Origin of the sequence: Clostridium sp. Marseille-P299, assembly GCF_900078195.1 — a bacterium.
Taxonomy (GTDB): domain Bacteria; phylum Bacillota; class Clostridia; order Lachnospirales; family Lachnospiraceae; genus Lachnoclostridium.
Map to the genome: position 1 here is coordinate 816,372 of NZ_FJVE01000006.1, position 15,132 is coordinate 831,503.

At 36.2% G+C, this 15,132-nt stretch carries 3 protein-coding genes; all 3 read right to left on the reverse strand.

What is annotated here, in order from left to right; translation table 11 throughout:
* Positions 1 to 34: 34 nt before the first annotated feature.
* Positions 35 to 883: a thymidylate synthase gene (gene thyA / locus BN4220_RS07610; protein ID WP_066715285.1), complete on the reverse strand. Its 849-nt coding sequence runs from the start codon at positions 881 to 883 to the stop codon at positions 35 to 37.
* A gap of 179 nt (positions 884 to 1,062) precedes the next feature.
* The gene (locus tag BN4220_RS07615; RefSeq protein WP_066715286.1) at positions 1,063 to 3,474 is read right to left on the reverse strand and encodes a ribonucleoside triphosphate reductase; all 2,412 of its coding nucleotides are present in this window, start codon (positions 3,472 to 3,474) and stop codon (positions 1,063 to 1,065) included.
* A 533-nt stretch (positions 3,475 to 4,007) separates the two neighbouring features.
* A complete protein-coding gene (locus BN4220_RS07620) occupies positions 4,008 to 15,122 on the reverse strand; it encodes a rhamnogalacturonan lyase family protein (RefSeq protein WP_066715287.1) in 11,115 nt (3,704 codons plus the stop codon).
* Positions 15,123 to 15,132 lie beyond the last annotated feature (10 nt).

Consider the following 15,132-nt stretch of genomic DNA (forward strand, 5'->3'; position numbering starts at 1 on the left):
CCTTTCTAATTCAATATTTTATTTGCTCAAATAATTAGATAGCAACAGGAATATTCGTTACTTTTTCACCATGCATATAATTATCCAAACGGAAATCATCTACTGTAAAATCATAAAAGTCTTTTTTCTCTGGATTCATCCAAAACGTTGGAGCATCATATGTTGGACGTTCAATTAATTCCTTAATAATTGGAATATGTCTATCATAAATATGGGCATCTGCAATCACATGAACTAACTCTCCTACTTCCATATCACAAGTACGAGCAAGCATATGCATAAGAACCGCATATTGACAAACATTCATATTATTTGCTGCTAAAATATCACTAGATCTTTGATTTAAAATAGCATTTAACTTAAGCTTGTCACTATCTTTTTCCTTTGTACAGTTAAACGTCATACTATAAGCACAAGGATATAAATTCATCTCGTGTAAGTCCTGATGTACATAAATATTTGTCATAATACGTCTACTAAAAGGATTATTTTTCAAATCATAGATTACTCGATCAACCTGATCCATTTCTCCTTCTTTGTATTTATGTTTAACAGATAATTGATATCCATAAGCCTTTCCAATGGAACCATTCTCATCTGTCCAGCTATCCCAAATCTTACTGTTTAAATCTTTTACATTATTGGATTTCTTTTGCCATATCCAAAGAATTTCATCGATGCAAGTTTTAATCGCTGTTCTTCTTAACGTAATTGCAGGGAACTCCTTTGATAAATCATAACGATTCACCACACCAAATTTTTTAATTGTATAAGCATAAGTTCCATCTTCCCATTTTGGTCTTACCTTTTCACCCTCTGTGCTTAACCCATTTTCCAATACATCTTTACACATGTCGATAAAGATACGATCTGCTAAACTCATTCCATTCAACCTCTCTTCGTTCCCAAATAGTATTAACAATTTTTTTATTATATCATAAAGTATACTCCGAATCCAATAAAAAAACTTTTTGAAAAATAAAATCATTTACATATGAAAAAGCTGATTTGTTATTATACCAAATATGGTAATTTACAGATCAGCTTTTCCCTTCATTTTCGTTAACTCATCATAACTAACTGCATTTCAGCAAATTCTCTAATATTAGAAGCATTTACATATTTTTTTGTACTACCCTCGTCGATAACTACTAATGTAGGAGCTTGCATAATATTATATTTCATAGCCATATCTGTATTTTCTTCTGCATCGATTACTTCATATGAAATACCTTTTAAATATTCTTTGGCTATTTTACAATTTGGACAAGTTTTTGTAGTAAATAAATATACCTTCTTATCCATACCATTTTCATTCTCATCATCAAGACGTATTGTAATATCCATTGGATGATTTCTTGTTACAGTTTCACTTGTATCTATTTTACCACTTTTATATAATGCTTGGTCCATATTATATTCAACACGATTTGCATATTCTTGTGATTTACCTTCATTCCAGTTTTGAACTGGTCTATAATATCCCGTGATTCGACTATAAACTTCTGCTGGTTCACCACAATCTGGACAACGATATTTTTCACCACTAATGTATCCATGATTTTTACAAATAGAATAGGTCGGAGACATTGTATAATATGGTAGTTTGTAATTATTAGCAATGGTTCTAACTAAACTTGCTGCTGCCTTCCAATCTGGTAGTTTTTCACCTAAAAATGCATGAAATACCGTTCCCGATGTATATAAAGTTTGTAGTTCATCTTGAATATCAAGTGCAGAAAATACATCATCTGTAAATTCTACAGGTAAATGAGAAGAGTTTGTATAATATGGAGTATCTCCAGCTTTACCAGCTGTCTTTATATCTGGCCAACGTTTTCTATCATGTTTTGCTAAACGATAGGTCGTAGATTCTGCTGGTGTTGCCTCTAAGTTATATAAATCTCCATATACCTCTTGGTAGTCACTTAAGCGTTCTCTCATATGATTTAAAACTTTTTTTGTAAACTCTTGTGTCGCCTTATCCGTTAAATCCTTACCTAACCATTTTGCATTCAAACCAACTTCATTCATACCAATAAGTCCAATGGTTGAAAAATGGTTATCAAACGTTCCTAAATAACGTTTTGTATAAGGGTATAATCCTTCGTCTAGTAATTTTGAAATTACCTTACGTTTCACTTTTAATGATCTTGCAGAGATATCCATCATGCGATTCAGTCTTTTAAAGAATTCCTCTTCATTTGCTGACTGATACGCAATTCTAGGCATGTTGATCGTTACAACACCTACAGAACCTGTGCTTTCACCACTACCAAAGAAACCACCTGTCTTTTTACGAAGTTCACGTAAATCTAGACGCAGTCTACAACACATGGAACGAACATCACTTGGTTCCATATCACTATTGATATAATTTGAAAAATAAGGCGTTCCGTATTTTGCTGTCATTTCAAATAATAAACGATTGTTCTCTGTATCTGACCAATCAAAATCTTTTGTTATGGAATAGGTTGGAATTGGATATTGGAATCCTCTTCCGTTTGCATCGCCTTCGATCATAATCTCGATAAAGGCTTTGTTTACCATATCCATTTCTTTCTTACAATCTTTATATTTAAAATCCATTTCCTCGCCGCCTACCACACATGGTAATTCAGCTAAGTCATCTGGCACTGTCCAATCAAGAGTAATGTTACTAAATGGAGACTGTGTTCCCCATCTGCTTGGTGTATTAACACCGTAGATAAAACATTGAATGCATTGTTTTACTTCATGATAGTTTAAGTTATCAACCTTAACAAATGGAGCTAGATAGGTATCAAAAGATGAGAATGCTTGTGCACCCGCCCATTCATTTTGCATAATACCTAAGAAATTAACCATTTGATTACATAAAGTAGAAAGATGTCTTGCCGGAGATGATGTAATCTTACCTGGTATTCCACCTAATCCTTCTTTAATTAATTGTTTTAGCGACCACCCTGCACAATACCCTGTAAGCATAGATAAGTCATGGATATGAATATCCGCATTTCGGTGTGCATTTGCAATCTCTTCATCATAAATTTCGGATAACCAATAATTTGCTGTTATGGCACCAGAATTATGTAAAATAAGTCCACCTACCGAATAGGTTACTGTAGAGTTCTCTTTCACACGCCAGTCTTCTTCTTTTACATAACTATTTACTATCTCCTTATAATCAAGGATGGTAGAATTCATATTACGGATTTTCTCACGATTTTTACGGTATAGAATATATGCCTTGGCAACATCTGTGTAGCCTGTATGTTCTAAAACATGTTCCACACTGTCTTGAATATCCTCCACCGTAATTGTATTGTCGTTGATTTTTCCTTGAAAATCAGATGTTACACGCAGCGATAAAAGATTAATAATATCCTCGTCATAAAACTTGGATGTCGCATTAAATGCTTTTGATATTGCGTTGCCTATCTTATTAATATCAAATGAAGCAACCTCACCATCTCTTTTTACTACTTTAATCATGCGTACTTCTCCCTTCCTACTTCTATATTCTTAATTTTTTAATATTAATCTCTTTATGTATCCCTACTTTCTCTTCCTCTTTTTATGTAAAATGCTGGTAACCAGCCATTGCTTCATTCTATCAGATGTTAATTATTTCGTCAATAGATAGCTACAATATATATCCTAAATCTTTAGTCCTACCACTATATATTGTATTTTCGAAAAAATTCTAAATTATTTTATCTAACAATTCTGACATTTTGTAAAGTGCTTTTTATCTAGATTTTATGATAAAAATTTCTTTCACTATGACTTTTGAACTAAGTTGAATTAATTATCCGAATAAAATGATTAATTTATATTTTTGCGTAATTATTGGTTTGTTATCTCACTATTTCTTTATTATATTATTTAATTTATAGATTACATAAGAACCATAACAGGTAAGTTAATCGCACAAGTTAGGGGCTGCCATAAGACAGCCCCTCTTCACCTTTAAATCTTTGCATCTCTTCCCGTATTAAAAATACTTTGATAATATTATGTAACTTTTATTTCTTCACAACAATAACTTTGATAGCTTTGCTAATGGTTCCACATTTAATAACCACATAATCTGTTCCTGCTGATTTTCCATAAACCATTACTTTCTCTTTTCCAAGGTTCATTGCTACCATTGCTCTTTTAACTTTTGAGGTAGACCATCTAATATCTTCTTTTCTTAAACCATAAACCTTTACCTCAAATGGAACTTTCTCACCAATATTAATAACATTACTCTGTGAAACAATCTCGATATACGCTTTCATCACTTTAACGATTATTACAAAGTCTTTTGATGTTCCGTTCTTTTGCGTAATAGTAGCCGTTATTTTAGATGTTCCTTCTCCAACAGCAAAAATACGCCCAACGTGGTTAATAACTGCTACAGATTCATTATCTGAAGAATACTTGATGGTAACTGGTACGATATCACCTTTTAATTTATTTAATACTTTGCTATCAAAAGATGTAACCTTCTTCACATTTTCAGGTAATTTAATTGGAATCCATCTTTCATTTTCTATTGTTCCACCCACATACAACGTTATCTCTTCTTCTCGTAAAATAATATCTTTAAGTACATCTGGTTCTGGTGTTACAGTTGGCTCTGGATCTGGTGTATATGTTGGTTCTGTTGTTGGTGTTGGTTTTGCCGTCGGCGTTGGCTCTACGCTTGGTATTGGTTTTTCCGTTGGCGTTGGCTCTACGCTTGGTGTCGGTTTTGCCGTCGGCGTTGGCTCTACGCTTGGTATTGGTTTTTCCGTTGGTGTTGGCTCTACGCTTGGTATTGGTTTTTCCGTTGGTGTTGGCTCTACGCTTGGTATTGGTTTTTCCGTTGGTGTTGGCTCTACCGTTGGTATTGGTTTTTCTGTTGGTGTTGGTTTTTCTGTTGGCGTTGGAGACACTTCTGGTGTAGGAGTTGGCTCCGGTTTATTCACAGGGGTTAATTCAATACCATTTAGCCTTGCTGTTACTGCATCTGCTGAAGTTGCTGTATCATCAAATAAAGTAATTGAAAAACGTCCCATTTTTATACCATCGATTGAACTGATTGTATCAGACTCTACGACATCTACTGTATAAATACATGCTGGTGCAGAATATTGACCACCACCACTTGACGTCTGTGAATAAATTGCACATCCACTAACACTTGCAATTGCACTTCCTGAAACAGCACCACCACTTACTACTTCTACTGCAGTATTAGATGTAATAACCGCTTCTCCATTGTTAAAATATAATTTAGTTGTATTATTTGATAACTTATCACCTGTATATACATATACATAATAAGTGCCTACCGGCATATCCGCATAGAAAGTGTATGGTACTCCACCTTTACTATAAACATAATCTCTAAAATATGCTCCTCCAGAGGAAGTCTCATTTGCTGGCATTACACGGTCAAATCCAAAATGCTGTCCATTGTCTAAAGAATTCTCAGTGTAAACCATCGTACCAAGCCCCTGTAATACATTTGTACCTAAAGTAGCAATTCCTCCATCTCCTTCAAACTTCGAATCCGTAGATACTGCTGATGTTTCAGTACCAAAGTCAATCAAGATTTCATGTGCTACTTCTCTTACCTTCAATCCTTCGTATGCACTTATTAATGAGTTTAATAATTTTTCATATTCCTGAACATAAGAAACGCCTTTATCGATAGCTTCTCTTGCCTCTTCTAATGCTTTTACCAATGCCTGATAACTTGAAATAGTATAATTTGTTTCTATTAATCCAGCTGCATCAATGGTATTTACTAAGTCAATAAGTTTAGCAATATCAATTTCCGCTACACTAACATTAACAATTTGTTCCACTAATAATGCATTTAATCTACCTGATACCTCAACCCTAATCTGAGTACTTTCTTTTACTTCAAAATACATATCTATAAAAGAAATTTCTTCTCCTGCTGATCTTGTTGTAGCATCTACCACCAATGCTTCATTTGTAGTTGTATCAATAATATTAATTACGGAAGTATTGTTGCAACCTGTCATCAAATCACCACAATATGCTCTAACCATGTAATTTCCTGCTGGAACATCCACTAAAAATGCAGTATTCATAACAAAGTCATCAAACAAGCTATTTCCCGTTCCACGATTTCGTCCATTGCTTGCTGTTACTAGTCCGTATCCTAATAATTCTGAATAAGTAGAAGTATTTAAAACGGACGTATAACCATCTGTTAAATATTCTACTGAAGTGGATGGAACATCAAAGTCTACGTATAAATCATAAGGTTCTACAATATCTTCCACCTCAACACCTAGAAGCCAGTAATCAATGACAGATAGCGCAGTTACTACTGCTTGGTCAACATTTTCTAACGAATCAATTACCGCCTGTAATTCTGCTACTGCAGTTTCTAGCTTTTCTATGGAGCTTTCCGTATATAACGTTTTGTTTTCCATAGCTTCCACTGCTTTTGCCATAGCTTCATCTCCAGTAGCATAATCCGCAACTGGCATACCCTTTACAACTTTTAATGCGCGCTTCATAGCAGTCATTTTCGTTATTAAAGAAGTATCAAATTCTAATGGTGTTGTATTATCTGCAAGTAAGCCAAGTTTAATATTTAATCTTGCACTTGTATGTTTTAACTCGTTCCAAGCAGCCTCATTATAAGTCTTAACTGCAGGTACATATTTACTGATGACTAATGCATTAAAGATTGCTAATTTTCCCGGGTTTGTACCACGAATTACAATCTGACCTGGTTCTGTAAGCGTTACCTTTACATTCTTTGCAATATTATCAGTGGTAGTTTCCTCACTCACAATTCCGCCTACTGAATATCCATTAATTGAATAAGTACTAGCTTTATACATGTCTAAGTTCCAACTTACATTAGCGTATAAAGATACCATATAAGTACCTGCTGGAACATCCACTACAAATTCCAACGCAGAACCCCTTACAGCATCCTGGCAAGCTGTGTAAAGTGCAATCTCATCATCGGTAGCGCCATCCTTAGATGCTACACCCGTTGATAAACTACTATAATTAATAAGGCTAATATCACTTATAAATCCATAACCAGTCTCTTCATTGTATTTTCCATTGGTAATTGGTGTATAACCAGATGCAAAGCCTGATTTATTTCCAAAGTCAAATTTATAAATGGCCTGTGTATCCATATCTTCTACAGTTACATCTGGATCAACTACTACATTTCCCGTACTTTCCAATGCAAATAAAGAAAGTTCCTCATTACTTACATCACTTAAATCACTCTCTAATATCGACGAAGTAAGATTTGTCAATGATGCAGACATTAAACTAAAAGTATTCTCGCTTTCCGTCTGTTCACTTAGTAATAGTTCACTTACTGACGGTTCCTTTACTGATTGTTCATTTACTGTTTGTTCTCCTGCAACTTCCACCAAGCAGTAATCCGTATAAACGGTACAATCAGTAGTAGCGGTATCAGCACCATTGGCAATACTGATTGTTATAATTGCATTTCCTTTGCTAACACCCGTAACAGCACCATTGGAGTCTACTGTTGCTACTGATGGATCAGAAGTATAATAAGTTGCTGTCTTTCCATCTAAACCAGTTGTCTGATAAGCAAGGGAAACGGATTTTTGTGGTTGTAAGCTTATCTTACTTTGATCAAAAGTAACCGATGCATCTACCTTCTTTAACGCTGCTTTTAAGGTCGCTAACTGATCATCCATATCATAGGAATGAATTAAGTTTGCAAGCAACTGCGTATACATCATAGCTCCATTTTTTTGTAAATGGACAGTATCAGACATATACATTCCTAGTGCATTCACCGCAGACTGTCCCATTTCATTTACTAAGGAATAGCTTGCTCCCATTAAATCAAGTACTGGAATTTGTTCTGATAAGCCAAGCTCTAACATTACCTGGCGGTAGGATTCAAAACGATGATCCCACTTTCCATTCTCAATTGCATTTATTACAATCGGTGTCACTAATACAAAAGTTGCGCCTCTTTCTTCCACTGCTTTCTTATAATTTAATAAGTACGTCTTAAAGTCTTCTGTACTTAAATATCGATTTGGTCTTGCTGTATTGGAATCATTATGTGTAAACTGTGCCAATACATAATCGCCTTCTTTGACATTTAAGAGGACTTCATTTAATCTGCCTTCCTGTAAAAATGACTTAGCACTTCTTGCATCTCTTGCATAATTTTTCACTGCTGTCAAGTCTGTTTTATAATAAGCATATCCTTCACTTGTTTCTTCTACGATTGAATCATCTGACGCACCAGAAAGAGCTGTATAAAACACTTGTCCCCAGCCAGTACGATAATTTGCTTTCGTATATGTTTGTACAGTAGAATCACCAAGTAAAAATATAGTTGGCACTTCTTCCGTTTTCTTCTCTTCTGTTGCTACGACACTGACACTCTTTACATAAACTGTCTTTACAGCCGCACTATTTAAAGAGGATGCAACTGCATCTTGTTCAAAACGAAGAGTTAATGAATCATCCATCAAAGCAATCTCAAAAGAAACTGTCTTTGTCTGTCCTGCTAATACCGTTGCCTTCGCAAGTTCCGTTTCTCCATGATCTCCACTGGCATAACGAGTGATGTCCTCTGCTTTAACAACTACATTCATGGCATTCTTTGTTGGATTGATAAAGTTTACACTTACCGTATAATTACCATGTGCCAAATCTAAATCAAAAGCAGATGTATTTTCATAAACGATAGTATCTTCGTCTCTATCCCCTCCATTTTCTGACCATACCACGCTATTAATTGCAAGGTAATCATTTGTAGACTCTTCTACATTAATATAACTTGTTCCTGCTTCCTTTGTTAATTCTCTTGGATGATAAATACCATCTACCCAGCCCATAGCTGCTGTCTTATACGTAAAGTTGTTAAATCCAATTCCATTTACATAGAAAGAATCTGCAGAAATTCTTTGTCCATTTCCAAATAAGTAAGCACTTCCTACAACATTTACTTTAACCACAGCGCTTACATTTCCTTGGCTACGTACTGTAATTTCTGTGCTACCTTCCTTTATTCCTCGAATCACAGCTGTCTTTCCATCATAGGATACCACTGCAATATCTTCATTGGCACTGCTCCAAGTTAATAATTCATTGGCATTTAATGGCTCTAATTGTGCTACTACTGTCTGTACCAAACCTGCTGTTATGCTTATTTCAGATGGAAGCGTAATTGCTTTTACTGCTGTTCGCTCTGGAACAGCCGCTACTGCTTCTTCCATTACAGATACTAAATAATTCACATCTTCCTGTGTCATAAAACCAACGTTATTGTCAACGAGTTCGATGGCAGTTTCTGCTCTTACAAATTCCTCTGCCGTTAAGCTATCTGCTGAAATTCCTTGAATTTTTCCTTGATAAACATCTTTTGTCTGGTGGAATGTAGTTAAATCTGCTTCTTCCTTATTGATTACATAATAAATGGCGAAATTATCTAAGTATGTATCCCATAATACCGATAAATCATTTGAAGATCCATTATCCTGTTTTCCACGCATGCATAAGAAATTCATTAATGAAACTTGACTTGCTTCTTTTGAGATTTCGATTCCTTTTATTACTTTTGAAGGCAAAGACTCATCGTCTCTTGGTATTAAGTATAAATCCGCGGTATGATTCTTATAATCAAATACAATCCTAACGTTATACCATACCTCATTGGAAAGTCCACAGTCAGTTGCCTGTGTATTCTCTGCATGGAAACCATCTCCAGTTAAATATGCGGTAGAATTAGAATCATAGGCTCCAACTACATAACCGATATGTCCATTATTGGAAGTCTTTAAGGAGAAATAAACTCCCTTAGCATCACTGAACTGAATTTCTGTACAATTTCTGCGGTCTGGCTGTCCTGGATACCACTCAAATTCGACGGATAGTAGCTCCGATACTGCGCCAGTAATCTCTTTCTTAATCTGTCTTGTGCCTGCTGCTTCTACATAAGCATTTGCCAAATGATTTCCGTCTTCTTCCATAATAACAGAAAGTAGCTGATGTCCAGTTGTTCCCCATTTGGATCCAATGGTCTCTGCTTCAAAATCCTCTTCCATTACTACTGTATTTACACGAACTAACCCCTCTACTGCTGCTTTTACTGCTAATAGAATCTCCGCTAACTCTTCTTCTGGTGCATTTACTTCTAACGCAGTTGATGCCCGATGAAATGCAGTCCTTAAATTTATATAAGACTCTGCGGTATAATGAGTAGAATCATACATCTGTTCCTCATACTGTTCCATAAGCTCTAATAACTGATACGTTGTATCCGGTTTAAACTCTGTTACTGTAATACTTTCGGACTTTGGACCTTCTCCAACTAATCCCACAACAGCAATTGCATAATCATAATCTCCCACAACTGGTGATTCTATAGTTGCCTGTAGTTTAGGTGCGGTCATGGAAGCAGAAACATAAGCACGTGATTGGCTCACCTTCGTATAGCTACTATTTGCCGCTCCTTTTTCTTTACGGTAAATATTAAATCTTGTTACTAATTGATTTGGTTCATATAATGTTTCTTCATCAATATTCCAGGATAACGTGACACTATTGCTTGTCTGAGCTTTTACATTTACTCCAGTTACCACTGCTGTTGGAGCATTGTTATTGATATCCTGTGATTTTACATATCCAGAGATTGATAATCCTTCAATTTGTGCCAAATGACCTGCTACTATCTGTGCCGCTAATACTGCACCAACTCTTGAAAGATGGGTTCCATCTACAGTTAAATCCCCCTGTGCTGTTTGGGAAATCTTATTCTTATAATTACTAAACTCTCCTAATAAATCAATATAAGTTAATTCATACTCCTTCGCTAGTTTGACCATCACATCTGTGTAGGTGGTCGCAGAACTTGTTCCCGAGCTTAGTACTACATCAAGCCCAAAGGTTTGACAGGACTCAATATAATAACGAAGATACGCTTCATAAGAAGTAGCATCTGAATAACGCCTTCCTGCTGCGCTATCATTAATACCTCCTTCAATAATTACAGTATCCCCTGGTCTTGCTGTTAAAAAGAAATCATTATAATATCCATCTGCCAAATAACTCTTAATGGAACTTCCAGCCACTGCTTTGTTCACTAATTCTACTTCATCACTCATGAAACGAGCCATTGCAAAATTTGCGCCCCATCCAGTACGTTCTGGAATCGGTGTCCATTCATTACCATCTTCCGGTGGATATGTTGCTACCGTAGAATCACCAATGAAACGCAAGGTTGGATTTACTGACTCTTCTACATTAGACGCAACTCTGGTAATGGAAATTGAACGAATCGAAACTACTCCAGATTCCCCTTCATCATTAAGAGAAGTCGCCAGCTGAATCGTTAATGTTCCATCGGCTACTGCAGTTAATACTTTACTTTCTTTTGTCGTACCTTTTGGCGTAACAATATAACTGGACTCACTTGGTTCTGTAAAAGAGGTAGAGAATCCTTGTGTACTCCATCTTACAGAATACATATTGCCTTCCACATAAGCACCATTTACTGTATCTTCTGCATCTGATCCTTGTACGATTGTAACTTCATAAAATCCTACTGGGAGATCCACATTAAATGTTGGATAATCATAGATCACATTGGTTCCATCCACAGTTCTCACATTATTTCCAGTCACATAGTCAGCACTTTCTGTTAGAGAAATTGAAGTTGCATTCTGCCAACCATATTTAGACTCACTGGTATATTCCGTTGCTGCACCAACGGTAATTGTGTCCTTTACCTTTGTACTACCAAATGTAAATGTTTTTGTTTCCCCAATCGCAAATTCATCCAGTCCTACTTCACTATAACCATCCTTTACGATTACCTTACATGTTGCAGTTTTACCATTGATTGTACTTACTGTTATCGTACTTATCCCCTTCTTAATACCGGTGATTACGCCGTCTTTATCCACCACTGCAACAGCTTCATCACTGGATGTATAGCTTACTGTCTTATTTGTCGCTTTATTTGGAAGCACAGTTGCTGTCAGCGCTATCTTACCTCCAACTTTTAATGTAAGTGAAGTTTTGTCTAAAATAACTCTTGATGGAGCAATTTCGGTAGCTCCTGGCTCCTGTTCTTTCTTAACATTTGGGATTGGAACGTACTCAAAATCCATATCACTTGCTAAATAAAAGCTAGTATATGCTGGTTGATTATAAGCAGTATTTTGACCAGCTACATTGGTACGATACTGAGTATCATGCATTAAGGTATATAGCTTTGTGGTAGATACTTCTGTATTCGTATAAATACGAAGTGCGGTATTATCAGAAGTACGTGCAATTAACTCTTCTCTCCAGTCTCCAAATACATCGGCAATTAATGAAGCATTGCCTTTTGTACCATTATTGCTAGTTGTTCCAGTTGCTGTTAACATTGTTGTCGCGCTTGTTCCATTGGCTTTTACAATATTACCAGTATAAATCTGAGTGGTACGATCTGCTGCCCAATAAATATTCTGATTTGTTCCTATGGTATTCACCGATACAATGTTTCCTTTAGCATCTGTAGTGTTTACTCCCCACAATTCAAATCCTCTCACATTTGGAAGTAAATCACCTATCATACAACGTCCTGTATCTACACCAGTATAAACTGACTGAAATCCTGGGATTACTGTATTTAACTCTGCATCACGTAGAGCTGTCCCATAAGGTGCCCCTGGTCCGCCTTCAAAACAAGAGAAGATTTCAAGACCTGGTCTATCTGGATCAATATCTGTCACATGAATGGAGTCACCATGTCCATATTTTGCCCAAGCTCCACCATTTACATAATCGCCACCACTACTATAAAGATCACCATTATGATCTACAATTGCTCCACCATATATAATTTCTTGGCATCCATCACCATCTACATCGGCAGCAGATATGTAGTGATCTCCCTGACCTGAGAATAAGGAAAATGAAATTCCATTTGTTCCAACATTTGTATTATTACCATTCATTCCATGAGGTCCATCATTAAATGGATTGGTCATAACCGTCCATCCACTATCAATGGTCCAATGTAGCTCTAATTTTCCATCTTCGGTTAGTGTGTATGTTGCAATCGTAGACCTTGTGTAGTAGCCCCTACCGATTACCATATATGGGTTTTCACCATCAAGATAAGCAACGGTAGATAAGAAACGGTCACAGCGGTTTCCTGGTTCCATATAATTCATGGCATAATCGCCCCATAACATACCATCGTCTTGTCTTTCAAATTCATACATAATTGTATCAAGCTCGGCTCCTGTCTCACCATCAAAAACAGATAAGTATTCAGAACCCGTAATAATATATCCTTCATAATAGTTTAAATCATGCTTCTTCATGCGGTATTGATAACCATTCAAGAAATAATCTGCTAATGCAGTTGCTTCTTCTAGGGTATATCCACCCTCATGATTCATGGATGCAGTTAATCCAGTAGCTTCATCATCAAAAAGAACCGTACGCATATATGCATTGGCTACACCTGATGATTGGTATACAACTTCTCCATTGGCATCCCGTACCGGAACATTAACAATCAAATCATCGGCTGTATAACCAGCTTCTTCTCTAGATACTTTCTTTACTGTATACTTGCCATCTGCTTCCGTTACAATGCTAACCATATCATCTTCCGGTGCAAATAATTTGATTAAATTCTTATCCCAGTTTGCTTTCGCTTCAATCATGTCTTCGCTGTCATTTGCCCATACTCCCCAATCCATGAACATCTGAATTAAGTATTCACGGTATTCAGCTGCAGTAAATACATAATCTGCCTCATTAGATTCACCATCTGGGGTTGTAATGTATGTTTCAGACGCAATCTCATCCTGATTATTATTATTAAACTTAATAATTTTAGTTCCTGGTGCTGTCTTTAAAGAAATTTCTGCTTTTCCATCTTCATTAAAGTCATATACTAGAAACTGTGTATAATGTGCACCTGCACGAATATTAATTCCTAAATCGATACGATATAATAGAGTACCATCTAATTTATAACAATCAATATACTGTTTTCCCGTATACCCTTGTTGGCTAACATCTTTTGATAAGGATGGGTCCCATTTTACAAAGAACTCATATTCCCCGTCTCCATCTACATCACCAACACTGACATCATTCGCTGAGTAAGTAATTTTGTTTGTTGTATATGTATCTGTTCTTGGACTATTTAAGAGTGTAATCTCCTCAGATGAAATCCCATACACCTCTTCAATCGTCGTATCATGCGGTATCTGTAATGGAATCTCAAGATAACCAGCACCATCCATCGCGTCCATCTTTGTCGCTTCGCCGCTTCTATTCTCAATCACCTCAATACCATCTACAACAGGTACTACATAATAGCTTGAATTTATAGAACCTCCTGCTACCACATAATTTGTACTATCGCTTACTGTCGCAAGGAGATTTTCTCCTTCATAAACATTAAAATCAGTACCAGTAAGTCCTGTTTCACTATATCCGTCTACTTCAGTGCCAAGAAGTCTCCAACTTAAAAATACACCTTCTGTGGTAGCCACCTTCATTAGACCTCGATCAAGATTCTCTAAATATGCACTATATTCCTTTGCTGTCTGCGTTTTTATGACCTCTGACTTTGAACCTTCCCCAGTTTCAAATACAGGGGATACTTTGAAATAGTGATTCACATGGGTTGATTTATGAAACGTAAACGAAGTGGTTTCTGGACCTACTGTAATTAACTCGTTGTCCATTGTTTTGATACCATCTTTGGTCAATTTCATAAATACCTGGGTTGCAGTATCCTTATCTGCCCAATATACGTTGTAACCTACTAAATTATCTGCCTCAAATGGGTCCCATTCAATTGTCACTGAATCCTCCTGGGTATCAGTTACCATAAGACCAGTCACACTAGCTGCTCCCTCTAGGCTAGTAAGGCTACTATTTAATGCTTCAACCGCATTATCATATTCTCCTTTCTTGTCCATCGCATCTAGTACACTTGAAATTGCATTCGACATTTCACCCTTAAATGAATTTGCAGCAGATACATTCATCGGCGTTTGAATACAACCGACAGTTAATGTCGTTACCAAAATAAGCGTTTGCACTTTTTTTAGAACTTTCTTTTGTTTTAACTTTCTTCCCCAACTCATTTGGATATCC

Coding starts and splice junctions, on each gene's coding strand:
- BN4220_RS07620 (WP_066715287.1), bottom strand. CDS start 15,122: ATGAGTTGGGGAAGAAAGTTAAAACAAAAGAAAGTTCTAAAAAAAGTG.
- thyA (WP_066715285.1), bottom strand. CDS start 883: ATGAGTTTAGCAGATCGTATCTTTATCGACATGTGTAAAGATGTATTG.
- BN4220_RS07615 (WP_066715286.1), bottom strand. CDS start 3,474: ATGATTAAAGTAGTAAAAAGAGATGGTGAGGTTGCTTCATTTGATATT.